The organism is Motilibacter aurantiacus, from assembly GCF_011250645.1.
GTDB classification, from domain to species: Bacteria; Actinomycetota; Actinomycetes; order Motilibacterales; family Motilibacteraceae; genus Motilibacter_A; species Motilibacter_A aurantiacus.
This window is the reverse complement of sequence record NZ_JAANNO010000004.1, coordinates 292,562-319,270: the sequence shown is the minus strand read 5'-3', so window position 1 is coordinate 319,270 and position 26,709 is coordinate 292,562. Positions and strand designations below refer to the sequence as shown.

The 26,709-nt window shown below is 75.3% G+C and carries 26 protein-coding genes; 7 read left to right on the top strand and 19 right to left on the bottom strand.

What is annotated here, in order from left to right; all coding sequences use genetic code 11:
- Positions 1–21: 21 nt before the first annotated feature.
- The 3 genes from aroF to G9H72_RS21520 all read right to left on the bottom strand — a co-directional run bounded on the left by aroF (position 22) and on the right by G9H72_RS21520 (position 2,119).
- Entirely contained in the window at positions 22–1,062 is a 1,041-nt protein-coding gene (gene aroF / locus G9H72_RS10110) for a 3-deoxy-7-phosphoheptulonate synthase (protein WP_166170464.1), read from the bottom strand.
- 284 nt (positions 1,063–1,346) lie between these two features.
- Complete coding sequence (locus tag G9H72_RS21525) at positions 1,347–1,841, bottom strand: VOC family protein (protein ID WP_331272164.1); 495 nt, start codon at positions 1,839–1,841, stop codon at positions 1,347–1,349.
- Entirely contained in the window at positions 1,838–2,119 is a 282-nt protein-coding gene (locus G9H72_RS21520; RefSeq protein ID WP_231126706.1) for a hypothetical protein, read from the bottom strand. The genes G9H72_RS21525 and G9H72_RS21520 overlap by 4 nt, the downstream gene beginning before the upstream one ends.
- A gap of 78 nt (positions 2,120–2,197) precedes the next feature.
- On the opposite strand from G9H72_RS21520, the gene G9H72_RS10100 reads away from it, so the two are divergent.
- Positions 2,198–2,710, top strand: a complete 513-nt coding sequence (locus G9H72_RS10100) for a hypothetical protein (RefSeq protein WP_166170462.1) — start codon at positions 2,198–2,200, stop codon at positions 2,708–2,710.
- On the opposite strand, the gene G9H72_RS10095 is transcribed toward G9H72_RS10100, so the two are convergent.
- The 3 genes from G9H72_RS10095 to G9H72_RS10085 form a co-directional block, all read right to left on the bottom strand.
- Complete coding sequence (locus G9H72_RS10095) at positions 2,711–3,589, bottom strand: deoxyribonuclease IV (protein ID WP_166170460.1); 879 nt, start codon at positions 3,587–3,589, stop codon at positions 2,711–2,713. It abuts the gene before it with no gap.
- 10 nt (positions 3,590–3,599) lie between these two features.
- Positions 3,600–5,462 carry a Stk1 family PASTA domain-containing Ser/Thr kinase gene (gene pknB / locus G9H72_RS10090; RefSeq protein ID WP_166170458.1) on the bottom strand — a complete coding sequence of 621 codons (1,863 nt, stop codon included), beginning with the start codon at positions 5,460–5,462 and terminating at the stop codon, positions 3,600–3,602.
- A 71-nt stretch (positions 5,463–5,533) separates the two neighbouring features.
- The gene (locus G9H72_RS10085) at positions 5,534–6,634 is read right to left on the bottom strand and encodes a lytic transglycosylase (protein WP_331272163.1); all 1,101 of its coding nucleotides are present in this window, start codon (positions 6,632–6,634) and stop codon (positions 5,534–5,536) included.
- Positions 6,635–6,913: 279 nt separating this feature from the next.
- Between G9H72_RS10085 and G9H72_RS10080 the strand changes: the two genes are divergently transcribed.
- Positions 6,914–7,294: an Rv2175c family DNA-binding protein gene (locus G9H72_RS10080; protein WP_166170456.1), complete on the top strand. Its 381-nt coding sequence runs from the start codon at positions 6,914–6,916 to the stop codon at positions 7,292–7,294.
- Between the two features lie 15 nt (positions 7,295–7,309).
- Here the strand turns inward: G9H72_RS10080 and G9H72_RS10075 are convergent, their stop codons facing one another.
- The 6 genes from G9H72_RS10075 to G9H72_RS10050 form a co-directional block, all read right to left on the bottom strand.
- Positions 7,310–8,893: a GGDEF domain-containing protein gene (locus tag G9H72_RS10075; RefSeq protein WP_166170454.1), complete on the bottom strand. Its 1,584-nt coding sequence runs from the start codon at positions 8,891–8,893 to the stop codon at positions 7,310–7,312.
- On the bottom strand, positions 8,890–10,053 hold the full coding sequence (locus G9H72_RS10070; RefSeq protein ID WP_166170452.1) for a hypothetical protein: 1,164 nt from the start codon (positions 10,051–10,053) through the stop codon (positions 8,890–8,892). The genes G9H72_RS10075 and G9H72_RS10070 overlap by 4 nt, the downstream gene beginning before the upstream one ends.
- A gap of 164 nt (positions 10,054–10,217) precedes the next feature.
- Positions 10,218–10,826, bottom strand: coding sequence for a Rho termination factor N-terminal domain-containing protein (locus tag G9H72_RS10065; protein ID WP_166170450.1), 609 nt, complete (start codon positions 10,824–10,826; stop codon positions 10,218–10,220).
- A gap of 136 nt (positions 10,827–10,962) precedes the next feature.
- Positions 10,963–11,904 (bottom strand): phytoene/squalene synthase family protein, encoded by a 942-nt coding sequence (locus G9H72_RS10060; RefSeq protein WP_166170448.1) that lies wholly within the window; start codon positions 11,902–11,904, stop codon positions 10,963–10,965.
- A gap of 8 nt (positions 11,905–11,912) precedes the next feature.
- The gene (gene crtI, locus G9H72_RS10055) at positions 11,913–13,412 is read right to left on the bottom strand and encodes a phytoene desaturase family protein (RefSeq protein ID WP_166170446.1); all 1,500 of its coding nucleotides are present in this window, start codon (positions 13,410–13,412) and stop codon (positions 11,913–11,915) included.
- Between the two features lie 9 nt (positions 13,413–13,421).
- Positions 13,422–14,471, bottom strand: a complete 1,050-nt coding sequence (locus G9H72_RS10050) for a polyprenyl synthetase family protein (RefSeq protein ID WP_196791056.1) — start codon at positions 14,469–14,471, stop codon at positions 13,422–13,424.
- Positions 14,472–14,709: 238 nt separating this feature from the next.
- On the opposite strand from G9H72_RS10050, the gene metF reads away from it, so the two are divergent.
- A complete protein-coding gene (gene metF, locus G9H72_RS10045; protein WP_331272162.1) occupies positions 14,710–15,702 on the top strand; it encodes a methylenetetrahydrofolate reductase [NAD(P)H] in 993 nt (330 codons plus the stop codon).
- A gap of 8 nt (positions 15,703–15,710) precedes the next feature.
- Positions 15,711–16,394 carry a CDP-alcohol phosphatidyltransferase family protein gene (locus G9H72_RS10040; RefSeq protein WP_331272161.1) on the top strand — a complete coding sequence of 228 codons (684 nt, stop codon included), beginning with the start codon at positions 15,711–15,713 and terminating at the stop codon, positions 16,392–16,394.
- A gap of 22 nt (positions 16,395–16,416) precedes the next feature.
- Here G9H72_RS10040 and G9H72_RS10035 read toward each other — a convergent pair whose 3' ends face one another.
- Complete coding sequence (locus tag G9H72_RS10035) at positions 16,417–18,054, bottom strand: GH39 family glycosyl hydrolase (RefSeq protein ID WP_166170442.1); 1,638 nt, start codon at positions 18,052–18,054, stop codon at positions 16,417–16,419.
- A gap of 152 nt (positions 18,055–18,206) precedes the next feature.
- On the opposite strand from G9H72_RS10035, the gene G9H72_RS10030 reads away from it, so the two are divergent.
- Positions 18,207–19,085, top strand: a complete 879-nt coding sequence (locus G9H72_RS10030) for a GNAT family N-acetyltransferase (protein ID WP_166170440.1) — start codon at positions 18,207–18,209, stop codon at positions 19,083–19,085.
- 5 nt (positions 19,086–19,090) lie between these two features.
- On the opposite strand, the gene G9H72_RS10025 is transcribed toward G9H72_RS10030, so the two are convergent.
- The 3 genes from G9H72_RS10025 to G9H72_RS10015 all read right to left on the bottom strand — a co-directional run bounded on the left by G9H72_RS10025 (position 19,091) and on the right by G9H72_RS10015 (position 21,631).
- On the bottom strand, positions 19,091–19,519 hold the full coding sequence (locus tag G9H72_RS10025) for a Crp/Fnr family transcriptional regulator (protein WP_166170438.1): 429 nt from the start codon (positions 19,517–19,519) through the stop codon (positions 19,091–19,093).
- A gap of 88 nt (positions 19,520–19,607) precedes the next feature.
- Entirely contained in the window at positions 19,608–21,062 is a 1,455-nt protein-coding gene (locus G9H72_RS10020) for an MFS transporter (protein WP_166170436.1), read from the bottom strand.
- Positions 21,059–21,631 (bottom strand): DUF4865 family protein, encoded by a 573-nt coding sequence (locus G9H72_RS10015; protein WP_196791055.1) that lies wholly within the window; start codon positions 21,629–21,631, stop codon positions 21,059–21,061. Before G9H72_RS10015 ends, G9H72_RS10020 begins: the two co-directional genes overlap by 4 nt.
- A 179-nt stretch (positions 21,632–21,810) precedes the next feature.
- Between G9H72_RS10015 and G9H72_RS10010 the strand changes: the two genes are divergently transcribed.
- Positions 21,811–22,563: an SRPBCC family protein gene (locus G9H72_RS10010; RefSeq protein WP_166170432.1), complete on the top strand. Its 753-nt coding sequence runs from the start codon at positions 21,811–21,813 to the stop codon at positions 22,561–22,563.
- A gap of 183 nt (positions 22,564–22,746) precedes the next feature.
- Here the strand turns inward: G9H72_RS10010 and G9H72_RS10005 are convergent, their stop codons facing one another.
- From G9H72_RS10005 to G9H72_RS09995, 3 genes are read right to left on the bottom strand one after another with little or no spacing between them, the layout of a single operon-like run.
- Positions 22,747–24,225, bottom strand: coding sequence for a phytoene desaturase family protein (locus G9H72_RS10005; RefSeq protein WP_166170430.1), 1,479 nt, complete (start codon positions 24,223–24,225; stop codon positions 22,747–22,749).
- 11 nt (positions 24,226–24,236) lie between these two features.
- A complete protein-coding gene (locus G9H72_RS10000; protein WP_166170428.1) occupies positions 24,237–25,346 on the bottom strand; it encodes a glycosyltransferase in 1,110 nt (369 codons plus the stop codon).
- On the bottom strand, positions 25,343–26,122 hold the full coding sequence (locus G9H72_RS09995; RefSeq protein WP_166170426.1) for a carotenoid biosynthesis protein: 780 nt from the start codon (positions 26,120–26,122) through the stop codon (positions 25,343–25,345). Before G9H72_RS09995 ends, G9H72_RS10000 begins: the two co-directional genes overlap by 4 nt.
- 83 nt (positions 26,123–26,205) lie before the next feature.
- Here G9H72_RS09995 and G9H72_RS09990 point away from each other — a divergent pair.
- Positions 26,206–26,709, top strand: a 504-nt coding sequence (locus G9H72_RS09990; protein WP_166170424.1) for a hypothetical protein, incomplete at its 3' end; no start/stop codon positions are given.

Genomic DNA, 26,709 nt, shown 5'->3' with positions numbered 1-26,709 from the left:
CGGCACCAGGCCGTGCCGCGGTCACCCCACCGCCACCGGGGCCGCCGGAGCCGGAGCGCGCCCGAGCAGCGGCGGCAGCTGGCGTACGACCGCGGCGAGCGCGCGCAGGTCCGAGTCGACCAGCGCCTGCGGCCCGTCGCACAGCGCCGTCTCCGGATGCGGGTGCACGTCGACGAGGATCCCGTCGGCGCCGACCGCGATCGCGGCGCGCGAGAGCGGCAGGACCAGGTCTCGCCGCCCGCCCGAGTGCGAGGGGTCGATCATGACCGGCAGATGCGAGAGCGCGTTGACGACCGGCACCGCGCTGATGTCCAGGGTGTTGCGGGTCGCGGTCTCGAAGGTGCGGATGCCGCGCTCGCACAGCACGATGTCGAGGTTGCCGCGCTGGGCGATGTACTCGGCGGCCATCAGCCACTCCTCGATCGTCGCGGACATCCCGCGCTTGAGGAGCACCGGCTTGCCGGCCGCTCCGACCGCCTGCAGGAGGCCGAAGTTCGCCGCGTTGCGGGTGCCGATCTGCAGCATGTCCGCGTAGGACGCCACGAGCTCCACGTCGTGGGCGTCGACCACCTCGGTCACCACCGGCAGCCCGGTCTCCTCGCGCACCTCGGCCAGGATCTTCAGCCCGCGCTCGCCCAGCCCCTGGAACGCGTACGGCGACGTGCGCGGCTTGTACGCCCCGCCGCGCAGCAGCGTCGCCCCTGCTGCCTTGGCCATCTGCGCCGCGCCCAGCGTCTGCTCGGGCGTCTCGACCGCGCACGGGCCGGCGACGAGCGTGAACGTCCCGGGCCCGATCGGCACCCCGCCGACCTCGACCGTCGTCATCGCCGGGTGGTGCTCGCGGCTGACCAGCTTGTACGGCGTGCTGACCCGGACGACGTCGCTGACCCCGGGCATGGCGTCGAGCTCGAACCCGCCGAAGAGCGTGACGTCGCCGACGAGGCCGATGATCGTGCGGCTGACGCCGCGGCTCACGAACGCGCGCCCGCCCGCGGACTCGACGCGGTCGACGACCGCCTGGATGTGCTCCTCGGCGGCCTCGGGGGCCATGACGACGACCATCGGACGTTCCTTCCTGGACTGCGACAGGGGTTGTGCGGCAACGAGAAAGCCCCGGGCCAGACGGCCCGGGGCTGATGTTTGTCGGTGCGGGTGCGGCTCAGGCAGCAGCTGCCGGGCGCCCCGCCCGAGCTGCCTCGGGCGCGTCGCCATAGCTAAAGAACCGGAAACCCACGGACGCAGCTTAACCCCACCGCATCCGCGGGGAAAGCGGGTTCTGGCGAACCCGCCGCGTCACCCCTGCGGCACGAGCTGGCTCAGCGTGAGCCGGCCTCCCTCCGGGTCGGTCACGACGGCCTAGACGGTCGACGGCGTCTCGTGGTCGAGACGACCGTCCCACCCAGCTGCTGCACGTGCGCGGCCGACCGGTCGCGGTCCGCCACCGTGAGCTGCACGTGCCAGCGCGGCGCCTCGCCGCCCCGCGCCCGCGCGATCCCGGCGACGACGTCGGCGAAGCCCTCGGGCGCGAGCTTCTGCCGCTCGAAGATCCCGGGGTCGACGGTCGAGGCGAGGTGCGCGCCGTAGCCCGGCAGCGTGACCATCGCCCAACCCGGTGCGGGGTCGCCGGGGAGCGAGGACCAGCCGAAGGCCTGCCCGTAGAACGCGAGCGACGCCGCAGGGTCCGGCGAGTGCAGGATGCTGACGTTCCAGGCACCCGGCACGTTCGCGACCTGCACCCCGAGCCGCCGTCGCGCCTGCCACAGCCGGAACGCCGCGCCGTGCGGGTCCTCGCCGGCCGCGGCCCGGCCGCCCGGGCCGGCGTCCCACGGCGGCTCGGTCACGTCCCTCCCGCCCTGGTCACCGCCCGCGCCGCCGCGCCGGCGTCGTCCACCGCGACGTACGTCCGCCACGGGCTGCTCGCGCTACCGGACCCGATCGCAGCCACATCCCTGCCGTCGAGCGAGGCGATGAGGGACGCCTCCGGCGCGCCCGTCGGCAGGGCGTCCTGGAACGCCCGGCCGAACAGCCCCGCGTAGAACTCCGCCGCCCCGTGCGGGTCGGGCCGCTCGATGTCGACCCAGCTGGGCACGCCGTGCGGGTACGTCCGCGCCAACGCCATGGCTCCTCCCTCGATGCGCTCCCGGTGGCGTTCTTCGCGGCTCCTACCCCGGAGCGCGAACTCGGCTAGCGTCCTGGCATGGAGATCCTGGGGGACGGCAGGCCCGACGAGCCGCGGCCGAACGGCAGGCCGAAGGCGGCTCCTCCGGAGGAGGTGTTGAGCGAGGACGAGCTGCTCGGCCTCGACCCGGCTGACGCAAACGAGGACGCCGAGGCCGACGAGGACGCAGGGCCCGCGGCCGCGCGGCGCCGCACCGTCGGAGCAGAGGCGCTCGCGGTCGCCGCCGCCGTGCTCGCGCTCGCCGCCGTCATGGGCAGGGTCGAGTTCTACTCGACGCTGCGGCTCTACTCCACGTTCGACGAGGGCCCGAGCTGGGGCTCGTCCGTGTGGGCGGCCGCCGGCCTCTGGGCGCCGGGGCTGCTGGCCATGCTGCTCGGGCTGCTCGCCGTGCGCAGCGACGCGGGGCGCACGTCATGGGCGCGGCCGCTGGCGCTCGGCTCGGTGCTCGCGGTGGCCGGGATGGTGCTCCTGGTCTTCCTCGGCATGTTCTACGACCTGGAGGTGGCACCCGACGTGCCCGAGAGGTTCTAGCTAGCCGGCGTCGCGCAGCTGCTTGAGCAGCGCGATGTCGGCTGCGTGCTTCTCCCCGTCGGCCTTGCCCGGTGTCTCGATGACGAGCGGCACGCCGCGCACGGCCGGGTGGCGGAACAGCTCGGCGAAGGCGTCCGGGCCGATGTGCCCGGCCCCGATGTTCTCGTGGCGGTCCTTGGACGACCCGACGACGTCCTTGCAGTCGTTGGCGTGCACCAGCTGCAGCCGCCCCTTGCCGGCGACCTCGACCAGGCGGTCGAGCGTCTTCTTCACGCCGCCCGGCTGGGCCAGGTCGTGCCCGGCGGCGAAGGCGTGGCAGGTGTCGAGGCAGACGCCGAGCCGGGGGTGCCCGTCGAGCGCGTCGAGGTACGGGCCCAGCTCGTCCATCGTGGAGCAGAGCGACTGCCCCTGGCCGGCGGTCGGCTCCAGCAGCAGCGCGGGCGCGTCCTCCAGCGCTTCGAGCTCGTCCAGCAGCGGCAGCAGGCCCTCGCGCGTCCGGGCGAGCCCGACCTCGCGGCCCGCCGAGTCGACGGTGGAGCCGGTGTGCACGACCACGCCGCGCGCCCCGATCGCGGCGCCGCGCCGCAGCACGTGCCGGAGGGCGTCGGCGCTGCGCTCGGACGTCTCCACCGTGGGGGAGCCGAAGTTGATGAGGTACGGCGCGTGCACGAACGCGGGTACCTGAAGCTCGCTGCACCGATCGCGGAAGAGCGAATCCTGCTTCGGGTCACCGGCGCTGGCCGCCCAGCCGCGCGGGTTGCCGACGAACACCTGCACGGCCTCGGCGCCGACCTTGTCCGCGTAGCCGAAGGCGCCCCTGGCGAGCCCTCCGGTGGTGGGCACGTGGGCGCCGACGAGCGAGGTCTCGCGAGGCGGCACGACGGATGGGTCAGACCGTGATGATGGTGACGGTGGAGCCCTTGGGCGCGCTGGAGCCGCGGTCGGGGTTCTGCCCGAGGACGCGGCCCAGGATGTCGGTCCCGCGGCGCTCCACCTCGAAGCCGGCGGCCTCGAGCTTCTCGACGGCGTCGGAGACCTTGTCGTCGATCACGTCGGGCACCTGCACCAGCGGCGGGCCGAGCGAGACGACGAGCTCGACCGTGCTGCCGCGCTTCAGCCCCTTGCCGGGAGCGACGGACTGGGAGACGACGTCGCCCTTGGCCACCGACTCGGAGTACTCCTCCGTCGTGCTGGCCTTGAGCCCCGCCGCGGTGAGCAGCTCGGTGGCCTCCGCGGACGGCTTGCCCTCGAGCTCCGGCACGGGGATCGGCTTGGGCCCGCGGCTCACGACGAGCGTGACCGGCCGATTGACCCGCAGCGCCCGCCCGGCCGCCGGCTCGGTGCCGAGCACCCGGCCCTGCTGGACCTGCTCGTCGTACCGGTTGACCGAGCGCCCGACGACGAGCCTGGCCCGCTCGATGGCCGCCGTCGCGTCGGCCGGAGCCTTGCCGCTCACGACGGGCACCGGGATCATCTCGGGCCCGCGCGAGACCACGATCGTCACGGTGCCGTCGCGCAGCACGCGCTCGCCCGTCCCGGGGGATGCCTTCACGACCTCGCCGGCCGCGACCGTCTCGGACCACTCGTGGCGGACGTCCAGGGCGAGCCCGGCGCGCTCGGCCCGCTGGGTCGCGACCGCCTCGGTCACGCCCGCGAGGGCGGGCGCGGTGGTCCAGCGGATCGGCCCGGCGTACCAGAACACGCCCCCGGCGACGAGCGCGGCCAGCACGAGCGCGGCGAGCACCGCGCGGCGGCGGCGCACGGCCCGCCTGCGCCGGGCTGGCACCGGACGGCCGCCCTGCCGGGTGGTGTGCTCGCTGCGCAGGTGCGCCGGGCCGGGCCGGGGCGGCGGAGGGGTTCGCGAGGGCCCGCCGCGCGCGACGAGCTCGGTGGGCTGGTCGGCGGGCCCGAGGGCGGCGCGCACCGCCTCGAGCCCGGCGAGCAGGGCGCCGGCGTCGTCCGGGCGGCCGTCCGGGTTTCGGTCGGTGGCACGGGCGACGAGCGCGTCGAGCGCCGGCGGGATGCCCGGCACCCGCGACGACGGCGGCGGGACGTCCTCATGGACGTGACGGTACGCGACCTGGATGGGGGTCTCCCCGTCGAACGGGCGGCCCCCCGTGAGGCACTCGAAGAGCAGGATGCCGACGGCGTAGACGTCGGCCCGCTGGTCGGCGACGCCGCGCTCGAGCAGCTCCGGCGCCAGATAGCTCACGGAGCCGAGGATCGCGTCGGTGCGGGTCGAGCTCGCCGCCGTCGCAGCCCGGGCCAGCCCGAAGTCCGCGACCTTGACCCGGCCGTCGTCGCCGAGCAGGACGTTCTCCGGCTTCATGTCCCGGTGCACGAGGCCGGCGCGGTGGGCGGCCGCGAGGGCCGCCAGCACGTCCGCGATCAGGTCGAGCGCCTCCGCGGCCCCGAGCCGCCCGCGGTCGCGGATCTCCGCGCGCAGGTTGCGGCCGTCGACGTACTCCATGGCGATCCACACCCGGTCCCCGTCGCGCCCCTGGTCGTGCACGGACACGACGCCGGGGTGCGACAACCGCGCGGCCGACTTGGCCTCCCGGATGAACCGGTTGACCGCCTCGTCCTCCGCGGCGAGCCAGGGGTGCATGACCTTGAGCGCGATCGTGCGGTCGAGCCGCTCGTCCACGGCCTCGTAGACGACGGCCATCCCGCCCGCCGCGACCCGGCGCACGACCCGGTAGCGGCCGTCGACGACCTGCCCCAGGAGCGGGTCGAGAACGGTCGTGTCCACGGTCGGAGTGTACGAGCGGGAGGTCGGCTGCCCCGGCAGGCACGCAGCATCCGGGGCCGTTCCCGTGCGAGTCAGCGGAACCGGGCCCGCAGAGCCAGGATGTTCGCGACGTACCGCTTGGTGTCGGTGTACATCCCGTTGCGTCGGACGGAGGCGAGGCCCTGGTAGTAGCCGGCCACGGCCCGCTCGGTCGATCCGGCCGAGCGCAGCAGGACGCGCAGCAGGACGACCCCGGCGGTGATGTTGTCGCGCGGGTCGAGCAGGTCGAGACGGCGCCCGAGGATCGAGGAGGCCCAGTCACCGCTGGTCGGGATGACCTGCATGGTCCCGATCGCGTTCGCGACGGACACGACGCGCGGGTTGAACCCGGACTCCTGGTACGCCACGGCGAGCGCGAGCGAGGGGTCCACCCCGTGCCGGCGGGCGGTGGAGGCGACGAGGGCGCGGATGCTGTCGCGCGACGGCATCGAGCGGGAGGCGAGGATCGCGCGGTTCCGGGCCGCCCGGGCGACCGTCTCGTTCGGGTACGTCCGCCCGGCGAACGAGTTGCCGGAGTACGACGGCGACGGGCTCGACGCGCCCGAGGAGGAGCCGGTCGACCCGCCGCTCGTGGTCCTGCGGGTGACCGGGATGCGCAGCACCTGCCCGATGCGGATCACGGCGGAGTGACGGATGCCGTTGGCCTTGCGGATCACGGAGGCCTTGGTGCCGTAGCGCGCTGCCAGCTCGCCCATGGTGTCGCCGGGGACGACGCGGTGCGTGACGACGACCTTGCTCTTGCTCGTGCGCGGCGCGCTGCGGCTCGCCGACGACCGGGACGGGACGCTCAGCCGCTGGCCGATGCGGATGAGGTTGCCGTTGCCCGGCAGGTCGTTCGCCCGGACGAGCGCTGCCACCGAGGTGTGGTAGCGCACGGCGATCTCGCTGAGCGTGTCACCGCTGCGCACCGTGTAGGCGCCCCAGCCGGGGGCGCCCGCGGTGACCAGGCCGGCGAGGAGGAGCGGCGCGCCGCCGGCCACGAGGGCCCGCTTCCAGCGGCCGCGCGGCGAACGGCGACGGCGAGCGCCGGCGCCCGCCTCCCGGCCGGGGGCCTGCCCGGTCGCTGCTGCCGTCGGGCCGCTCGGCTCCACAGGCTCGTCCAGCCCGTTGGCGGGCTGCGCGTACGGGGTCACTGGGGCTCCTCGCGTCGGTGTGCCGCTGCCGCGCCAGCCCCCGTGCTGGAAGAACTCGGCGTGTCGCTACGGCTCTCGTCCGGAAGACGGTAATAGCCTTGTGACGACTGTGACAAGTGGGGTCCTTGTGACCAGGTTGACTCGTTGCCGACCTGTGCCCTTTTTGTCTGGATCCTGTGGCCCGCGGAATCGCCCGACCCCACGGCTCGGGCGCCGCTCAGGAGGGCGCGAGGGGCAGGGGCTTCCGGTCCGCCCCGCCCTCCGTGGCACGCTAAGTCGGTGACTGACGCACTCGGTTCCGCCGCCGTCGACGACGTCGAGAGCCTGGTCCCGGCGTGGCTGACCGTTCCCGAGGCCGCGGAGCAGCTGGGGCTCGACGTCGTACGCGTGCGGTCCCTGCTCAAGGACCGGCACCTGCTCGCCGTGCGCCGCGGCGAGCGCAACGTCCTCTCGATCCCGGCCGCGTTCGTCTCCGACGGCAAGGTCCTCAAGGGCCTGCCCGGGCTGCTGACGCTGCTCGCGGACGCCCGCTACAACGACACCGAGTCGCTGCGATGGCTGTTCACGGCCGACGACAGCCTGCCCGGGACCCCCGTCCAGGCGCTCACCGAGAACCGCGGCACCGAGGTCAAGCGGCGGGCCCAGGCTCTCGCGTTCTGACGCTCCGCCGCCCGCTCAGGCGACCATCGGGACGGGCGCGGGAGCATCGGCCCCGGACACGGTGACCCGGTTGCGCCCGGCCTCCTTCGACGCGTAGAGCGCCGCGTCGGCGGCGGCCACCAGGCCCGCGGGCTCCTGGCCCGCCTGCGGGTGAGCCGCCACCCCGACGCTGACCGTCACGCGCGGCTCCACGGCGATGTCCTGCACCGCCGCGCGTACCCGCTCGGCGACCGCAGCGGCGTCCGCGAGCGCGGTCCCCGGCATCACGAGCGCGAACTCCTCGCCGCCGTACCTCGCCACGATGTCCTCACCGCGGACCGCCTGCGCCACCGCTGCGGCCACTCGCTGCAGCGCGACGTCGCCCGTCTGGTGGCCGTAGGTGTCGTTGAGCCGCTTGAAGAAGTCGATGTCCAGCAGCGCGAGCGACAGCGGTGCGCCGGACCGGGACGACCGGGACAGCTCGCGCTCGAGCGCCTCGTCGAAGCTGCGCCGGTTCGCCACCCCCGTCAGGGCGTCCGTGGTCGCCAAGGCGGTCACCCGCTCGAGCAGCCATGCCCCGGAGAGCGCGAGCGCGGCCGTCGCGGCGAACCGCTCGACCATGTCGACCACGCGGCGCTCCACCCGGCCGCCGGGGCGGGGCCGTCCGCCGGGGGAGCGCAGCCCGGCCTGCTCCACGACGAGGACGCCCAGCGGGCTGTCGTCGGCGACGAGCGGGAAGGCGAGCACGTTGCGCGCGCCGTCCAGCACCTGCGCGAGCCAGGGCTCCTCCCGCCCGTCCAGCGCGGCGACGCGCAGTGTGCGGCGCTCGCGCAGCGCCCGGGCCACCAGCCGGTCGTCGTCCGGGCGGCCGCAGGTGTCGACGGCCTCGTCCGAGCCGTGCACGGCCAGCGGGACGAGGTCACCCTGCGGGGCCGCGAGCAGCACGGCGCGGGGGAAGCCGAACGTCCCGACCACCTCGTCGACCAGCGCCTGACCTGCCAGCGCGGCCGACACGCTGCGCTCGAGCCGCAGGCCCAGGGCGGCGAGCGCGGACAGGTCGTACGTGCGGCGCCGCAGCTCCCGCTCGTTGACCGCCGCGAGCGTGGCCGTCGCGGCGGTCACGCCGAAGGCGACGAGAAGCAGGGCCAGCAGCTCGCGGGCGGGCGCGTCCCGCTCGAGCTGCCAGGCGGTCGCCGCCAGCATCGCGTGCCAGAGCGCGAGCTTGAGCCCGGTGCGGAAGCTGCCGAGCAGCGTGGCCGCCACGAGGTGGACCACCACGAGGTACTGCAGCGGCGTGCCCACGCCGGCCGCCCCGTAGGTCGTCAGGGCGAGGTAGACCCCGTCCAGCAGCAGCGTGATCCCGAGCAGGCCCACGGCTCGCGTCGTCCCGCGCCGGGCGGCCCGGGCGGGCAGCAACGAGACCGCGAGGTAGCCGGCGGTCGCGGCCCAGAGCCCCGCTGCGACCTCGCCCCCGAGCACCGGCGTCCCGGCCAGCACCGCGGTCGCGAGCGCCATTCGGACCGCCTGCATCCAGAACAGCCGGTCCGCCAGCGGGACCAGCCCGGGGCCTGAGGTGGCGGTGCGGGCCGGCTCGGCGCTGGATGGCTGCTGACGGCTCACTCGTCGTTCCCCCGGATCCGGTCGTCGAACGGCAGGTCGGGCGCTGCGGCCAGCGGGGCCAGCGCGAGCTTGGGGTCGCGGGCGTCCAGCCTGCGCTGGACGAGCAGGAAGCCACCGAGCAGCGGGAGCGTCCCGATCCCCACGGCGGCTCCGGTCGCGGCCGGGCCGGACACCCGGTGGGCGGCCGAGACCGTCGCGCCCACTGCCCGGTCGAGCGCCGCCGCCGCCCGTTGCAGGAGGCCCACCGGCCCGCCGGGTGCGGGAGGAACGGCCGGTGCCGAGCCGGCCGCGGCGCCGACGAGCGGGACCGTCACGGCCGGGCCGCCCGGAAGGGCCTGCACCCGCGGCTCGGGCGCCCGAGGCGCGGCGGCCGCCCTCGGGGGCGCGGTCCGGGGCGTGGCCGGGGCACCGGCACTCGGGGCAGTGGTACTCGTGGGAGCGGTCGGGGCAGTGGTCGGCTGGTCGTCACCGCCGGGCACGGACGGGCTCGCCGTCGGCCGGAGGGAGCCCGCGGCGGGCGGGGTACTGCCGGGCGGCCCGGGAACCGGCCCCGGCCCTGTCGCCGGCGCTGGTGCCGACCCTGGCGCAGACCCGGGTGCCGGCCCTGTTCCCGGCACAGCCGGAGCAGGCGCCGGGACCCCCGCGGCAGGAGGCGGCGCGGCCGGGGCAGCCGGGGCAGCCGGGGCGAGCAGGGTCGCCCAGGCGAACGTCGCGTCCGCGCTGCGCCCCTGCGCGCGGTCGTCGTCGCGAAGCGCGAGAGTGATGCGGTACGTCGCGGCCCCCGTGCCGGCGACGGCGCCGCCGCCCCCTGCCGCGGTCGCGGCGGTCCCGTGGGCTGTCGCCAGCCCGGCGAGCGTGCCGCTGAAGACGGGGATGCCGGTGAAGCCGGTGCAGTCGCCGTAGCGGCCGCCCGTGCCACGCTCGACCCGCAGCTCGAGGTGGTCAGCCAGGCCGGTGCCCGAGGCAGCCGCGAACAGCCCGAGCCCGGAGCCCTCGGGCAGCCCGGCGTACGAGACCTGCACGCAGGCGGCCTGCTCCCGCCCGGGGACCAGCCCGGGCAGCGCGAAGAGCGGGCCGACGGCGTCGGTGGCCAGCCGCGGCCGGCCGGTGTCGGCGTCCGCGGGGGCGATCGGGGCGGCGACGAGCAGGGCAGCCAGCAAGGCCGGCACGCCTGCCCTGCGCCCTCTCACGCTCCGGCCCCCCAGCCGCCGCGGCGCGGACGGCCGGCGGCATCCGCCCATCGGCGGCCCGGGCGGGACCTGAGCGGGGGCTCCGGAAGATCACCCGACCGGCGGGGCCTCCGTCGGTCGGGTGCGCCCCGTGGCTAGGCGTCCTCGCGCTCGGGGTTCTCCAACCGGAAGAAGTTGCTCTGCGAGCCGTTGGCCCGCTCCTCCTGGTAGATGAAGTTGAGCTTGCGCGCGTCGAACGCCTCGAACCACTTGTCCCACGACACGTGCTCCAGCGAGTCGCCGCCGTAGCCCGGGAAGTCGAAGCGCAGCACCCCCAGATGCCCGTCGTGCTCAGTGCCCGGCACGGTCGACGGGGTGGCGCCCCGGTCCTCGGCCCACTGCCGGATCACGTCGTGGTGCGTGGTCACGAGGCTGCGGCCCGGGCGCTCCGGGTCGTCGTCGGGGGAGGTGATCTCCTGGGAGTACTTCAGCGACTTGGACTCGTCGGACCCGTGCCGGATGCCCCCACCGGAGTCCTCCGGCGCGCCGCCCGCGGAGTCACCGCCCGCACCCTCGTCGCCCCAGCGGCCGCGCTCCCGGTACGTGGCGCTGACCGCCTTGACCAGGTCCTCCTTGTGCAGGTCGCCCGCGTCCTCGACCCCTTCCGTGCGGGCGAGCTCGCGCAGCTCGTCGACCTTCATCGCGCGCAGCTCGGTCTCGCTCAGCCCCGGCGTGTTCGGCGTCTGGTTCCCGTCGTTGGCCATGCCGTTCGCCTACCCCGGGCGGTCGCGGGCATTCACACAGGGCGCTCGCGCCGGAGGCAGGCGCCTGCACGGCGAGGGGCGCCGGGCGAGGTCAGCGGCGGCCGTGCGCGTCCTCCGGTACGAGCGTCCGGCCGGCTCAGCGGACGGGGGAGAGCCGCCGCCAGGACGCCTGCTCCCGCCGCGCGAGCGCGGCACGCGCCAGCCCGGGCACGGCGACGCGCAGCCGCCGCGGGAGCGGCACGGACCGGCGCTCGGCCAGCACCTCGTAGCCGGCGTCCTCGATCTCGTCGAGGATCCCGCCGTACAGGGCGGCCGCCGTGCGGATGCAGTCGCGGCTCGTCGGGTCCAGCAGGAGCGGGCCCGGCGCGGCTGCCGCGTAGAGCTCCCGGCAGCGGTCGACCTCGAAGCGGACCAGGTCGCGCACCGCCGGGCTGCTGGCGCCCGCGCGTGCCTCGGCGGCGAGCTGCTCGCGGGTCACGCCGAACTGCTCCAGGTCCTCCAGCGGCAGGTAGACCCGGCCGCGCTCGAGGTCCTCGGCCACGTCGCGGATGAAGTTCGTGAGCTGGAACGCCTCCCCGAGCGCCTGCGCCGGGGCGTACGCCCGGTCGTCGAGCGGCTCGAGGATCGGCAGCATCTGCAGCCCGATCACGGCTGCCGAGCCGTACATGTAGCCGCGCAGGTCCTCGAAGGTGGCGTACTCGCTGACCGTCAGGTCCATCGCCATCGAGTCGAGGAAGGCCTTGAACAGCGGGGGCGGGATGTCCCACGTGCGGATGGTGTGGATGACCGCCCGGCAGACCGGGTCGGCGCTGTCCCCGCCGTCGAGGTCGGCCAGGAAGCGCTCGCCCCACGGGGTCAGCGCCTCCGGGTGCGGGTCCACCAGCGAGTCGACGAACTCGTCGGCGTAGCGCGCGAAGCCGTAGAGCGCGTGCACGTGCGGGCGCTTGGCCGCCGGCAGCAGGAGCGTGGCGAGGTAGTAGGTCTTGCCGTGCTCGGCGTTGAGCCGCCGGCACTGCTCGTAGCAGGCGCGCAGCGCCGGGTCGGTGATCCCCGCGGCGTCGAGGTCCCGCTCGCTCATCGCACCCCTCACAGGAGAGCGCGGGACCGGTACGTCCTGTCTCGCCCGGTGATCCGCTCGGCCGCCAGTCTTCCGCTGATCAGCACCATCGGCACCCCGACGCCGGGCTGGGTGCCGCTCCCGGCGAAGACGACGTTCTGCCCCCAGGTGTTGCGCGGCCGGAAGGGGCCGGTCTGGAAGAACGTGTGGGCCGCCGCGAAGGGGGCTCCGCGCTCCATGCCGCGGGCCTGCCAGTCCAGCGGGGTCGTCACGTGCTCGACCTCGATGCCCGCCCCGAAGCCGTCCAGCCCGCGCTCCTCGAGGGTGGCGACGACCCGGTCGCGGTAGCGCGGGCCCTCGACCCGCCAGTCGATGGGGGCGTCGAGGTTCGGCGTCGGGAACAGCACGTAGTAGGACTCGCGGCCGGCGGGCGCCAGCGTCGGGTCCGAGGCCGTGGGCCGGGTGACGAGGTACGAGGGGTCGCTCATCAGCCGGCCGTCGTCGATGACCTCGCGGAACACGCCCTTCCACTCCCGGCCGAACGAGATGTTGTGGTGGGCCATCGCGTCGTACCTCGCGGTCGAGCCGGCGTGCAGCACGAAGCACGACGGCGAGTACTTCAGCCGGCGCAGGCTCAGCGGGCTGCGGCCGAGCAGGTCGCGGTAGGCGACCGGGAGGTCGGGGTTGAGCACCACGGCGTCGCAGGGGATGCGCTCCCCGTCAGCGGTGTGGACGGCGACGGCCCGGTCGCCGTTCAGCTCGACCCGGGTGGCCTCGGTCGACCAGCGGAACTGCACGCCGTGCTTCTCGGCCGCGGCGGCCAGCGCGCGCGGCACCGCGTGCATGCCGCCGCGCGGGAAGAAGACCCCGGCGACGGAGTCCATGTAGGCGATCACCGCGTAGATCGAGAGCGCGTCGTAGGGGGACAGGCCGGCGTACATCGCCTGGAAGGAGAAGACGCGCTGGGTGCGCTCGTCCTTGAGGTACTGCTCGACCTTCGGCGCCAGCTTGCGGAACCCGCCCATCGCCGCGAGCTTGGCCAGCGAGGGCGTCAGCAGCGTGAAGGGCGAGTCGATGTTGCGGTCGATGAAGTCGCGCATCTCGTAGCGGTAGAGCTTCGAGACGAAGTCGACGTAGCGCCGGTAGCCGGCTGCCTCGGCGGGCCCGCAGACAGCATCGATCTCGGCGGCCATGGCGTCGACATCGGCGTGGACGTCGAGCGTGGAGCCGTCGGCGTAGGTCGCGCGGTAGAGCGGCGCGACGGGCGTGAGCTCCAGCCAGTCCTCGAGCCGCTCGCCCACGCAGTCGAGCGCGTCGGCGAGCAGGTCCGGCATGGTGAGCACGGTGGGGCCGGTGTCGAAGGCGTAGCCGCCGTCGGTGAGCAGCCCCGCCCGGCCGCCGGGGACGGCCTCGCGCTCCACCACGGTGACCTGGCGGCCCGCCCCGACGAGACGGAGCGCCGCGGACAGGCCGGCGAGGCCGGCGCCGACCACGACGACGCGGTCGGTGTGGCCGGATACGTGTCGCACGCGCGCCCCTCAGACCCGGCGGGCCGTGGCGGCCACGGCGAGGTCGCGCAGCACGCGGGCGGCCGGCCGGGCGATGAGCCCGGACTCCTCGGCGGTGCCCAGGGCCGCGAGCGCGGTGTCCCGGCGCTCGGCGATCAGCTGCTCGGTGCGGGCCAGCGCGCCGGTGTCGACGATCACCTCGCGCAGGGCGGTGACCCCGGCGGCGTCGAGCTCGGGGTCGCCGAGCAGCCGCTCGACGAGGGCGCGCTGGCCCGGCGTCGCCTGGGCGACCGCCTCGGCCACGAGCACGGTCCGCTTGCCCTCGCGCAGGTCGTCGCCGGCCGGCTTGCCGGTCTCGGCGGGGTCGCCGAACACCCCCAGCACGTCGTCGCGCAGCTGGAAGGCCTCGCCGATCGGCACTCCGTACGCGGTGTAGGCGGCCATCGTCGCCTGGCCCGCCCCCGCCAGCGCCGCCCCGAGCAGCAGCGGCCCCTCGACGGTGTACTTCGCGCTCTTGAACCGCGCGACCCGCAGCGAGCTCTCGACCGACTGGGACCCGCGGGCCTGCTCGAGGACGTCGAGGTACTGGCCGGCCATGAGCTGGATGCGCATGCGGTCGTAGAGCGGCTGCGCGCGCTGCACCGCCTCCTGGCCGAGCCCGCTGGTCCACAGCATCTGGTCGGCCCAGACCAGGCACATGTCGCCGAGCAGGACCGCGGAGGCGAGCCCGAACCCGTCCGGCGTCCCGTGCCAGCCCGCCGCGCCGTGCTCGGCGGCGAAGCGCTTGTGCACGGACGGCTGGCCGCGCCGGGTGTCGCTGTCGTCCATCACGTCGTCGTGGATCAGCGCGCAGGCGTGCAGCAGCTCCAGTGACGAGGCCGCGGCCACGATCGCGTCGCCGTCCGGGCCGCCGGCGCCGCGCCAACCCCAGTAGGCGAAGGCCGGACGCAGCCGCTTGCCGGTCTCGAGGAAGCCGCGCGCAGCGCCGAGCACCGGCGCAAGGTCGGCCCCCACCTCGTCCAGGCACTCGGCCTGGGCATCGAAGAAGGACGTGAGGGCCACGCCCACCCGCGTCCGCAGCCGGTCGACGTCGAGCGGGCTCGTGCCGTCGCCGCCGGCTGCCGGCGAGCCGAGTGGCGTCGACTCCGGCGCCGTTGTCGCCACAGGGCCTCCTGCTGTCCCCGCCCTCGGGCGGTCGTCCGGTGCCCGTCGGCCGCGCGTGGGGACGTGCGCCGACGGCCCGACGGTCCGTCGGGTTCCGACGAGCCTAAGCGAGTGATGCCGGGTCGGCAGGTCATGGCGCCGGTAACCTCCCACCGTGGCTGCTGGAACCCCTGCCGTGCCCGCTGGGCAGTCCTCCCTCCCGATGCCGACGCCCGCCGCCGAGCCGTTGACGGGGGCGACCCGGCCGCCTGCCGTGATCGGCCGCGCCGAGCGCCGGATCGGCGCGCTGCTGCGCTCCGGGGTGCCGTCCTTCTCGTTCGAGTTCTTCCCGCCGAAGACGGACGAGGGGGAGCGCCAGCTCTTCACCGCGATCCGCGAGCTGGAGCCGCTGCGGCCCACGTTCGTGTCGGTCACGTACGGCGCCGGCGGCTCGACGCGCGACCGCACGGTCCGCATCACCCGGCGCATCGCCGAGCAGACCACCCTGCTGCCGATGGCCCACCTGACCTGCGTCGGCGCTTCCCGTGCCGAGGTGCGCTCGGTCATCGGGCAGTACGCCGACGCGGGCATCCGCAACGTGCTGGCCCTGCGCGGGGACCCGCCTACCGGGGCCGGCACCGCGTGGGAGCCGCACCCGGAGGGCATGGTCTACGCGACCGAGCTCGTCGCGCTGCTGCGGGAGCTGGGCGACTTCTCCGTCGGTGTCGCGGCCTTCCCCGAGAAGCACCCGGAGGCGGTCGACCTCGACGCCGACGCCCGGGTCCTCGCGGCGAAGGCCGCGGCCGGGGCGGAGTTCGCGGTCACGCAGTTCTTCTTCGACGCCGCCGACTACTTCGGCCTGGTCGAGCGCGTCCGGGCGCTGGGCGCGGACCTCCCGATCATCCCCGGCCTCATGCCGGTGACCAACGTCAAGCAGATCGAGCGGATGAGCGTCATGTCCGGTGCCGCCTTCCCGGCCGCGCTCGCCGACCGGCTGCACGCCGTGGAGGACGACCCCGACGCCGTGCGCGCCGTGGGCGTCGAGATCCTCACCGAGCTCGGCCGCGAGCTGCTCGACGGCGGCGCCCCGGGGCTGCACTTCTACACCCTGAACCGGTCGACGGCGACCCGCGAGGTCTACTCCGCGCTCGGGCTGGCCGGCCGCTAGCGGCACCCGTGGGGGAGAGCCGGCGGGCGCAGGGGCTGCCCACGAGAGCGGGCTACCTCGAGCGGTGGTCCGCCCTGCACGGCGGCTACGACCCCGGCCGCTCACGGCTGGTCCGCGGCTGGCTCTCGCTGACGTACCTGCTGGCCCGGCCGCTCGCGCTGGCCCGGGTGCCTCCGGACGCAGTGACCCTCGGCGGGGCCGCCATCGGGCTCGGCGTGCCGCTGGGTGCGAGCGTGGGCGGGCACTGGCCCGCGCTCGCAGCCGTCGTGGTGCTCCTGGTGGCCGTGGTCGACGGGCTGGACGGGGCCGTCGCCGTGCTCACCGACCGGGCGACCCGCTGGGGGCACGTGCTCGACAGCGTGGCCGACCGGCTGACCGACTGCGCGTTCCTGCTGTCGCTCGGCCTGCTCGGGGCGCCCTGGCCCTTGGCCGTCGCGGCAGCCCTGCTGACCTACACGTCGGAGTACCTGCGGGCCCGAGCGGCGGCCGGCGGCATGGCCGACATCGGCGTCGTGACCGTGTGGGAGCGGCCGAGCCGGGTTGCCGTGACGGCTGTCGGCTGCCTGGCCGCCGGGCTCGACCCCAGCCGCGCCGACGAGTGGGCGACGCTGCTCGCAGCGGCCGGCACGGGCCTGGCCGTCGTCGGGCTGGCCCAGCTGGCCGTCGTGGCCCGGCGCCGGCTGCGCGGCTGAGGCCGGACGCGGCGCAGGGCCGTCAGCCGGCGTCGCGCAGCAGCACGGGCGCCACCCCGACCGTCAGTGACGAGCCGGGCTTGGCGGCGACCGCCCTGCCGTTGATGCCGACCGCACCCGACGTGCCGCTCGGGACGATCACCTTGACCGCCTTGGACGGGTTCCACACGATGCGGTCCCTGCCCACCCAGCACGTCCAGGTGCCGTCGAGCGCGGGGGCACAGCCGCGGAACGAGCGCCCCGCGAGCCACCCGCGGACCACGGCGTACGCGCGGCCGGCCGCGGTGAGCTTCGACCCGTCGCTCGTCATGAGGACGCCGACCTGGGTGTTGTCCCACATGTACCAGTACGCGCGGGAGATGCCGAGCGAAGCCGTGAGCAGGTAGGTACGGGCGACGTACCCCGCGGCCGTGGCCTCCGGCAGCTGCAGCGGCGCGACCGTCCCGCCCGTCGGCAGGCCGTAGTTGACCTCGGTGTTCCAGACCGGCAGCTTCACGTCCCGGCGGTCGAGCCGGTTGCGCACCTCGTTGTAGACGGTGAGCATCGTCTCCGGGGTGCCGGTCGCGTCCGGGTAGATGTGCACGTTGACGACGTCGGCGTGCTCGGCGCCGCCCGCGACGAGGTAGCGGGTCAGCCAGGCCTGCTGGGCGGGACGGCGGACGACGAAGCTGGGCGTCGTCACGGTCGCGCCCGGGTCGATCGCCTTGATGGTGTCGTTCGCGAGCCTGGCCAGGGTCACCAGCTGCGCCTCCGAGCCACGCCAGAAGTCGGTGACGTTCGGCTCGTTCCAGATCTCGTACTCGGTGATCTTGCCCTTGTAGCGGGTCGCGACCTCGCGGACGTACTCGACCCACTCGCCGTTGTTGCGCGGCGGGGAGCTGGCCCCGGGGCCGTTGTAGCCGGGCGCGCTCGGGTCGCTCGCCGCCCACTCCGGGGTCTGCCCGAGCACGAGCAGCGGCCGGGCGCCGTCGCGCCGGGCGGTGGCGACAGCGGCGTCGAGCCGCTCCCAGGACCACTTGTCGTTGGCCGGCTCGATCTGCCGCCAGGTCGTGCCGCTGTCCCACAGCCGCACGGCGCCGTACTCCGTGCGAGGCGCCTTGCCGTCCCCGATGCCCGCCGCGTGCAGGCCGAACAGGGAGGTCGGCAGCGTCCGCCCGGTCGCGAGGGGCGGGGACACCTCGTCGGAGGCGGGCAGCGGCGGCGTCGCCGTCGGCGTGGGGCCGCCGCCTCCGCCGGCGCTGCCGCCACCCGTCGCGGGCGGCCGGGTCGAGGGTGCGACCGGCGGGGCCGCGGGCGGCGTGGGGACGGCGGGGACCCCGGGGAGCCCGGTCGTCGGCAGCGCGGGGAGGCTCGGCGTCGCGACGACGGGCGGCGGCGGCACCGTGGGGATCGGGTACTCCGGCAGGCTCGTCGCGCCCTTGAGCAACCCGGTCTCCGGGTCGGTCAGCCAGCCGGGGGTGAGGGTGACCGGCGACTCCATGCCGACGGCGTCCGAGCCCGACCCGCTGGTCAGGCCGACCGTGACCACGGTCCCCGCCGCGAGCAGCACCGCGACCCCGCCCGCGACCACGGCCTGCGTGGACCGCTTGCCCGGCAGCGTGGGCCGGCGCAGGGAGGGGAGGCGGAGCGACGAGGCCTTGGGCAGCCGGGGGAGGCGCATAGACGGAGCGGGTCCTTCCGATGCAGCGGGCTCGTGCGGGTCGCCGTTTCGACGATACCTGTCAGACGCACCGGGCCTGGCTGTGCGTTGCGTGCCGGGGGTGCCCGCACGGCAGACTGCTGCCGCCCATTCCCAGCCCGTGGAGGAGCCCGATGCCCGTCCGCCTGACCGTGCTCGCCGACCCGCACGCCGGCGCGCTGTCCCGCCGTGTGGCCTGGGTGGCCGACGCGGACGGGGTGCCGCTGGGCACGGCGTTCCTCCGGCTCTTCGACCGGCCGGGTCAGGACCATCTGGCGGAGCTGACCATGACGGTCCATCCGGCCGAGCGCCGCCGTGGGGTGGGCACCCGGCTGCTCGGCGTGGCGGTGGAGGCCGCCCGGGCGGAGGGGCGCGGCTCGCTGCTCGCGCAGGCCGACGCCGGGTCGGCGGGGGACGCCTTCTGTGCGGCGCACGGCTTCCGGCGGGTGCTGACCCTCGTCTACGCCCGGCTGGCGATGGCCGAAGCCGACGTCGGCCTCGTCGACGCGCTCGCCGGCCGCCCGCACGCGGGCTACCGGCTGGTCTGGTGGGAGGGCGCCGTCCCCGATAACCTCGCCGTCGCGTTCACCGCCGCCCGGCCGGCGATGGACGACATGCCCACCAGTGAAGCGGACTTCGGGACCGTCAGCTGGGACGTCGAGGGCGTACGCGCCGCGGCCGCCGCCATCGAGCGGCGCGGCGACGTGCTCCACACCGTCGCCGCGGTGTCCGAGGCCGACGGCTCCGTCGCCGGGTTCACCGAGCTCGTCGTCCCCGGCGACGGGGCCGGGGACGCCCAGCACTACGGCACGGCGGTGGTCCGCGAGCACCGGGGCAACGGCCTCGGCCGGTGGCTCAAGGCGGCCTCCATCCGCATCGCCCGGGACCGGTACCCGCGCCTGGAGGGCCTGCTCACCGACACCGCCGACAGCAACGCGCCCATGATGCGGATCAACGCCGAGCTGGGCTACGCCCCGACGCACACCACCTACGAGTACCAGCGCGGCCTGTAGCGCCGTCAGCCCGGCCGTCGCTCGGCCGCGCGCAGCCGGCCGGCGAGGATGCGGCCGAGGTCGAGCAGCAGGCGGATCGCCAGCGCCGGGTGGGCCGCCGACAGCCGGTCGAACCCCTCGTGGTCCAGGCCGGCCAGCACCACGTCGGAGGCGGCGCGCACCTGCGCGCTGCGCGGCTCCCCGTCCAGGAAGCTGACCTCGCCGAACACGTTGCCGGCCTCGAGCTCGTCGACGAGGGTCAGCCCCTGCGTGCCCTCGGCCGGGACGAGGACCTCGACGTCCCCCTGGACGACGACGTACACCGACTCGTCGTCCTCGCCGACATCGGCGATCACCTCGCCAGGGGCGTAGCGCAGCAGGTGGGCGTGGGTGAACACCGCGGCCCACTCCTCCTCGGAGGCGTCCGCGAGAAGCGTGCCCCCAGGCCCGTCCATGGCCGCTCCCTCCGCCGGCGGTGGGCGAACGCTACCGCGGAAGGACCGGGCGTGCCGCCGGGCGCCACCTCGGCCCTGCGCGTCCGCGTCAGCTCGGGTGCGGCGAGGGCTCGGCGCGGCCGCGCACCGCCTGCTGCTCCTCCTGCTGACCCGGCTCGGGTGCCGGGGGCGCTGTGGTCGCGCGCGCGAGCTGCAGCAGTGCCACGCCGAGCAGCAGGCCGGTGATCAGGATCCCGATGCGCAGCCCGGCGAGGGGGCTCTCGAGGGCCGTCAGTGCCCCCAGGACGGCGACTCCGGACGCCATCCCGACCTGTCGGGCGGTGAAGTAGACGGCGGATGCGGCCCCCGCCCGGTCGGAGCCGGCGTCCCGGACCGCGAGCTGGTTGAGGCTCGGCGAGTAGATGCTGCTGCCCGCGCCGATGAGAGAGCCCGCCACCGTGAGGAAGACCCAGGAGCCGGGTGACGTGACCGCCAGAGCCACGGCCGTTCCCGCCAGGGCGATCGGCATCCCCGTGAGCAGCATGAAGCGGAGCCCACGATGCAGCAGGAGCGGATTGACCACCGTCGTGGTGACGACGGTCGTGACGGAGAACGGCAGGAGCGCGAGGCCGGCCTCCATGGGCGAGTAGCCCCAGCGCTGCTGCAGGTGGATCGCGAACAGGAACTGCAGCCCGAACACGTTCAGCGCGAAGGCGTAGCCCCCCAGCACGGCCGCGCGGAACGCCGGCCGGTCGAACAGCTCCAGAGGGATCAGAGGTTCATCAGCACGCCGGTCCCAGACGAGCAGCCCGGCGCCGACGGACGCGCCGGTGGCCAGCATCGCCAGGACGAGCGGGGACGTGACGCCGCGGTCGCTCAGCTCGACGAGGCCGCCGACGGTCAGCGCCAGGGCCAGCGTGCCGGCGAGCTGCCCCGGGACGTCCAGGCGTCGGCGAGCGGCCGGGGCGGGCCGCGGCAGGCGGGTCGCGGCGAGGGCCGCGGCCCCCAGCGCGACGGGGGCCATGGCCCAGAAGACCGCGCGCCAGCCCAGCGCCTGGGTGAGAGCGGCCCCGAGGAAGGGGCCGGCGAGCAGGGCGCCGCTGCCGAAGACCGACATGACGTTCAGCGCCCGGGACCGGTCCTGCCCGCTGGCGAAGACGTGGACGACGAGGGACAGGAGTGCCGGCAGCACGGCCGCGCCGGCGATGCCCTGGAGCGCCCGGGCGGCCAGCAGGACCGTGAGCGAGGGGCTCGAGGCGCAGAGGGCCGACCCGGCGGCGAAGGCGAGCAGGCCCGCCACGAGGACGTGCTTCGCGCCCAGGCGGTCGGCAAGGCCCCCGGCGAGCAGCAGCAGGCTCGCCAACGGGAGCAGGTAGGCGTTCGCGACCCACTCCATCCCCGCCGTGGAGGCTCCCAGGTCGTCCGCGATCCGAGGCAGCGCGAGATTGAGCGCGCTCCCGTCCAGGAGGACGACGAACATCGCCAGGTGCAGTGACAGGGCTGCGGCGCTCCAGGGGCCGGGCCGTCCGGCGGCCGGCCCGGTGCACCTCGTCGCCGCGGTCATGCCAGGAGCGCGAGCTCGGGCGCGGACACGTGCAGGACGGAGAAGGTCACGCAGGTCTCGGACACCGCCTTGACCGCCGTCGGCGCGTCGGGGGTGCCCTGCAGCAGGAACACGACGAGCTCCCAGGACGCGGGGTCGACCGCCCACGCCGCGGTGTGCAGGGAGCGGGCGTCGAGCTCGCGCAGGACGTCGTCCGCGCGGGTTGCCACGTGCTGAGGGTCGGCCTCGGGCGGCAGGCGAAGGGTCGCCGTGACGGCGTACGGCGCCTCGTCGGCCGCGCCACGCCGGCACCCGCCGGCGATCCACGTGCGCGCGGGCGGCCGCCCGAAGTCGCGCACGATGCCCTGGAACCCGCCACCCCTCCAGAGGAACCGCGCCGCGGCCGCCTCGTCGGTCCAGAGGTAGAAGGGCGCGTAGGCGTTGACCGCGTCCCCGGCGGCGACGTCACGCACGAGGTACGCCTTGAGCCCCAGCCCCGGGAGGTCGTCGAGGGCATGCCCGCGGGACGCGACGCGCTCGCGGACGACCCGCATGTCGTAGCCGCGGGGCAGCCGGATGTCGTAGTGCATGGCGAGCACGAGCACCTCCAGGGGCAGCGGCCGCAGGCGGGCGCGCCGGGGTCGAGCGGTGGACGCCGGTACCGTACATACGAGTAGGTACAGAGTCCACGCATTTCCCGTGACCCGGAGTCGGCACGGGGCAGGGGGGTATCGAGGCCTTGACGTAGCCGCAGCACAGGAGGAGAGACATGTCCACCACCGTGGAGAAGTCGATCGAGGTGGCAGTGCCGATCCGCACCGCGTACAACGCCTGGACCCGGTTCGAAGACTTCCCGCAGTTCATGGGCGGGGTCACCTCGGTGCAGCAGCTGGACGACCGGCGGCTCAGCTGGGTCGCGGAGATCGCGGGCGTGAAGCGCGAGTGGCAGGCGGAGATCCTGCAGCAGCTGCCCGACGAGAAGGTCGCCTGGGCTGCGACCGAGGGCGCGACCAACGCCGGTCAGGTGACCTTCACGCCCATCGGGCCGGCGAAGACCCGGGTCACGCTGCACCTGGAGTACGAGCCCGAGGGCCTGATCGAGGCGGTCGGGGACAAGCTCAACATCGTCGAGCGGCAGGCCGTCTCGGACCTGGAGAAGTTCAAGTCCTACATCGAGGAGAAGGGCGCGTCGGAGGGCTGGCGCGGCTCGGTGAACGAGACCATGGACGTCGGGGACGTGGGGATCGACGCCGCGGCCGACACCCAGGGGGACTCGGGCAAGGCCGGCGTGTCGGCGAAGGCCGTGATCACAGGGGCTGCCGCGGTCGTGGGCGCAGGGGTTGCCGCCGCGGCAGCGGCCAAGAAGACGGGCGGCGAGGACGCCCCGGCAGCCGCCCCCGTGGAGCCGGTGGGTGAGGTCACGGTCGTCCCGGCCGAGCCCGCGCCGCCCGTAGGCGACCTGGTGGAGCCGGTCGAGCCCCCGCCGCTGGTGACCGGCGAGGACTTCCGCACCGCTCCCTGAGCCGTCGCGCGGGCGGCGTGCGGCCCGGCGCTCGAGCCGCTGCTGCACCGGCACCGAACCGGTACTGCACCAGTGCCGCACCAGTGCCGCACTAGTGCCGCCGCCGCCGCCCGCGCAGCACCACCCAGGCGAGCAGCACGGCCGCGAGGGTGAGGAGCGCGATCGAGGCGTAGGACATGGTCGTCAGGCCTTCCCCACGAGCTCGGCGACGATCGCCGCGGACAGCCCGACCAGCGGCAGGCCGCCCCCCGGATGGGACGACCCGCCGACGAGGAAGAGCCCGGGCACGGGCGAGCTGTTGGCCGGGCGGAGGAACGCTGCCCGGGCACCGTTCGACGACGTGCCGTAGATCGACCCGCCGGGGGAGCGCGTCTCGCGCTCGAGGTCGGCCGGGGTACGCACCTGACGCCACAGGACGCGGTCGCGCACGTCGAGGCCGCGTTCGGCCATGATCTCGAGGACCCGGTCGGCGTACGCGTCGGCGAGCCCGGGCCAGGCCCAGTCCATCCCGCGCCCCGGCTCGTGGCGCGGGGCGTTCACGAGGACGAACCACGCTTCGTGCTCGTCGTCCGGCCGCAGCGCCGGGTCGTCGGGCGCCGAGACGTAGACCGTCGGGTCGTCCGGGGGCCGCCCGCCGAAGACCGCGTCGAACTCCTCGTCGTAGCGCTCGGGGAACAGCACCGTGTGGTGGGCCAGCCCGGGCGTGCGCCCGCGCAGCGCGAGCAGCAGCACGAAGCCGGACAGCGACGGGGTCGCCCGTCGCAGCGAGCGCAGCTCGCGCTGCGCGACGGGGCCCTGCAGCAGGTCGGCGTAGAGGTGGGACGCGTCCGCGTTCGCCACGACGACGTCGGCCCGCACCCGTTCGCCGTCGGCGAGACGCACCCCGACGGCCTTCCCGCCCTCGACGAGCACCTCGGCCACGTCGGCGCCGGTGCGCACGGTGGCCCCGGTGGCGCGGGCCCGCTCGTGCAGGGCGTCGCCGAGCCGGCGCAGCCCGCCCGGGACGTACCAGGCGCCGAAGGCCTGCTCGACGTAGGGCACGACGGCGAGGGCCGCCGGCGCGCGGCGCGGGTCCGAGCCGGTGTAGGTGGCGTAGCGGTCGAGCAGCATGCGCAGCCGCGGGTCCCGCAGATGGCGGCGGCCGAGCCCGCGCAGCGTGCGCCAGGGCGCCACGGTCCGCAGGTCGCCGACGCGCCGGGAGAGGCGCAGCAGGTCCCCCCGGTCCAGCGGGGACTCGAGGAACGGGCCGCGTGTGACCTGCCAGATCCGGTGCGCGACGTCGAGGAAGCGCTCCCAGTCGGCGCCGGCACCGTCGCCGAAGGCGTCGTCGAAGGCCTGGCGGGCCCTCGAGCGCGAGGCGTTGGGCACGTCGACCTCCGTTCCGTCGGCGAAGCGGTAGTGGAAGGCCGGGTCGACCGGGACCAGCTCGAGAACCTCCTCGAGCGGGGCGCCGGTCTTGTAGAAGGTGTCGCGGTAGACCGCCGGCAGCGTCAGCAGCGAGGGGCCGGTGTCGAAGGCGAAGCCGTCGCGCTCGAACCGCCCCAGCTTCCCGCCGACGACCGGGGCCTGCTCCAGCACCGTCACCTCGTGGCGCAGCGCGCCCAGCCGGGCCGCGGCTGCGAGCCCGCCCATTCCTGCCCCGACGACGACCACACGTGCCACGTCGGGGGAGCCTACGCGCCCGTCACCGGGCGCCCGCGCCACTGCAGGCGCCCCTGCCGGTGCAGCCGGTGCGAGCGTGCCGTCAGCCAGCCGAGGGCGGTGATCGACACCGGGTGGGCGAGCGCATCCGGCAGGGCACGGCCTCCGGTCCGGCGGGCCACGAGGACCCGCCCGGCCACGGCGGCGGCGTACCCCAGCAGCCCGGCGCGCGAGCCACGCAGTGCGGCGAGCGGTGGCACGACGTACGCCAGCCCGAGCAGCCCGAGGAGCGCGGCCGCCGCCGGTGGCGGGCCGAAGGCGGACCAGAGCGACTTGGAGTAGCCGTCGCGCAGCTCGGGCCAGCCCTCGTACATCCGGCAGGTCGCAAGGGCAGTGCCGTCGACGACCGTCCCGCGAGCCCCCGCCCGCTTGAACGCGCGCAGCAGCGCGACGTCCTCGACGACCTCGCTGCGCACCGCGGCGTGGCCACCGGCCCTGCCGTACGCCGCCGCGTCCACGCAGAGCAGCTGGCCGTTGGCGGCCGACAGCGAGGGGCGGGCCGACCGCTCGACGAGGCCGAGCGGCAGCGTGGTCAGCCAGGACCACTGCAACAACGGCTGGACGAGCCGCTCGGCGCTGGTCCCGGTCACCTGGCGCGGGTACGGCGAGACGAGGTCGAGCCCGGACGCCCTCAGCAGGGCGACGGCCGAGCGGACGGCGTGCGGCGCGACCACCACGTCGGCATCCACGAAGACATACGCGGTGCTGTTCGGGGAAGCTGCCTTCGCCAGCTGAGCGCAGGCCCAGGGCTTGCCGAGCCAGCCGGAGGGAGGCGGCTCGCCGTGCACGAGCCGGGCGCGGCCGCCCGCCAGCCTGCGCACGACCTCGGGCGTCCCGTCCGAGGAGCGGTCGTCGAGGACGACGAGCTCGGTGGATTCGTCGAGCGCCCCGAGCAGGCTCCGAAGGCACGGCGCGACCCGGTCGGCCTCGTCCCGCAGCGGGAGCAGCACCGAGACCTGCTCGGCGAGCGGCGGTGGCGCGGCAGGTGGGACGCGCAGCCGCGTCGCGTTGTACGCCGCGTGTGCGGTCCCGGCGGCGGACAGCGCCGCGCCGACGCCTACGAGGAGGGAAGCGAGCTTCACCGGTCTCTCAGCAGGGCGTGGGCGTACGGGACGGCGACGACGCCCATGCCGATCCCGCCGACGAGAGCGACGGTCGGCCGGCCGAAGAAGGCTGCGGCCGCGAGGACCGAGGACGCGTAGGTCCAGAGGTAGAGCGTGGCAGGGACGCCCTCCGGGCCCGGCCGGTCCGGCAGGAGCAGCCGGAGCAGCGTCATCAGCACGAGGGCGACGAGCAGCCAGCCGGCGAAGTTGGAAACGGGAATCTCAGGTATGCCGGGCAGCGCGGGGTCGGGGTCGGCCCAGCGCCAGTGCCCGGCGTCGACCATCTGCGGGTCGAGGAAGAGGTCCCAGCTCGCCAGGGCGAGCGCGCCGATTCCCACGGCGGCCCAGGCCCTGCCCGCGGAGAGCCGGCGGCCCACGAGGAGGGCGGGGTAGGTGAACATCGCCCAGGCGAGCGGGATGACGACCGGGACCCCGAGCAGCTTCGCGCCGAGGGTGCCTCTGTAGTCGTACTCGCCGAAGGGGAACCCGGTCGCGACGCCCAGCGCCTCCGCGCTCAGCCCGGTCCCGGCGGCGACCGCGAAGTACGCGCCGGCCCATGCGGGACCACGGGTCGCGGCGGCGTGGGCGAGGACGGCGGCCAGGAAGACGACGACGGTGACGACCGTCAGCCGGTTGCGGGCCGTCCCCTCGACCAACGGGTAGGCGATCTGGCAGCCGATCGCCGCGGCGGCCAGGACTGCGGGCAGCTGTCGGGGGAGCGCCCGCGGCGTGGCCGCGGCCCTGCTCGTGGACATCCGGGGAGCGTACGCGGCGGCGGGCGGGGTCGCCGCTCGAAGGGGGCTTGCATTGTTGGAGCATCTGCTCCAACAATGGTGCCGTGGCTACCGAGACGGCGTATCGCATCCGCCACCGCGGGGTGGCGTACGAGGTGGAGGCGCCCGTGCCCGGCCGGGCCCGCACGGCGCGGCTGCTCGCGGACGGGATCGAGGTCGACGAGCAGCAGGCGGGCTACCTGGAGCACGCCCGGCTGACGCACGGGGGCACCCGGATCGACGTCGGGTGGGACCTGCGCAACCGGGTCCACCGCTGCGACCTGGTCGAGATGCTCGCGGAGGCCGCCCTGCCCGCCGCGCGTGAGGAGCGGACCCCGCTGGACCCGCCGGACGGGACGCGCGCAGCCCGGCTCGCGCGCTTCAAGCGTGAGCATCCGCGGGTCTACGCGGCGCGCCACGTGGTGGCCGCCCTCGCCGAGGTCGCGGCCGCCCTGCTCGGGCTCCGGCTGCTCCTGTCCCATCTGCTCCCGCACCTGGACCTGCCCCGCCTCCGGCTGCCGTTCGACCTGCCGACGTTCGACCTGCCGAGCCTCCCGCTGCCCCGGGTG

Excerpts from the sequence above, each read along its gene's own strand:
- aroF (WP_166170464.1), bottom strand. The coding sequence starts at position 1,062 with ATGGTCGTCGTCATGGCCCCCGAGGCCGCCGAGGAGCACATCCAGGCG.
- G9H72_RS21520 (WP_231126706.1), bottom strand. The coding sequence starts at position 2,119 with ATGGCGTTGGCGCGGACGTACCCGCACGGCGTGCCCAGCTGGGTCGAC.
- G9H72_RS10100 (WP_166170462.1), top strand. The coding sequence starts at position 2,198 with ATGGAGATCCTGGGGGACGGCAGGCCCGACGAGCCGCGGCCGAACGGC.
- G9H72_RS10065 (WP_166170450.1), bottom strand. The coding sequence starts at position 10,826 with ATGGCCAACGACGGGAACCAGACGCCGAACACGCCGGGGCTGAGCGAG.
- G9H72_RS10060 (WP_166170448.1), bottom strand. The coding sequence starts at position 11,904 with ATGAGCGAGCGGGACCTCGACGCCGCGGGGATCACCGACCCGGCGCTG.
- G9H72_RS10035 (WP_166170442.1), bottom strand. The coding sequence starts at position 18,054 with ATGCGCCTCCCCCGGCTGCCCAAGGCCTCGTCGCTCCGCCTCCCCTCC.
- G9H72_RS10030 (WP_166170440.1), top strand. The coding sequence starts at position 18,207 with ATGCCCGTCCGCCTGACCGTGCTCGCCGACCCGCACGCCGGCGCGCTG.
- G9H72_RS10025 (WP_166170438.1), bottom strand. The coding sequence starts at position 19,519 with ATGGACGGGCCTGGGGGCACGCTTCTCGCGGACGCCTCCGAGGAGGAG.
- G9H72_RS10020 (WP_166170436.1), bottom strand. The coding sequence starts at position 21,062 with ATGACCGCGGCGACGAGGTGCACCGGGCCGGCCGCCGGACGGCCCGGC.
- G9H72_RS10015 (WP_196791055.1), bottom strand. The coding sequence starts at position 21,631 with ATGCACTACGACATCCGGCTGCCCCGCGGCTACGACATGCGGGTCGTC.
- G9H72_RS10010 (WP_166170432.1), top strand. The coding sequence starts at position 21,811 with ATGTCCACCACCGTGGAGAAGTCGATCGAGGTGGCAGTGCCGATCCGC.
- G9H72_RS09995 (WP_166170426.1), bottom strand. The coding sequence starts at position 26,122 with ATGTCCACGAGCAGGGCCGCGGCCACGCCGCGGGCGCTCCCCCGACAG.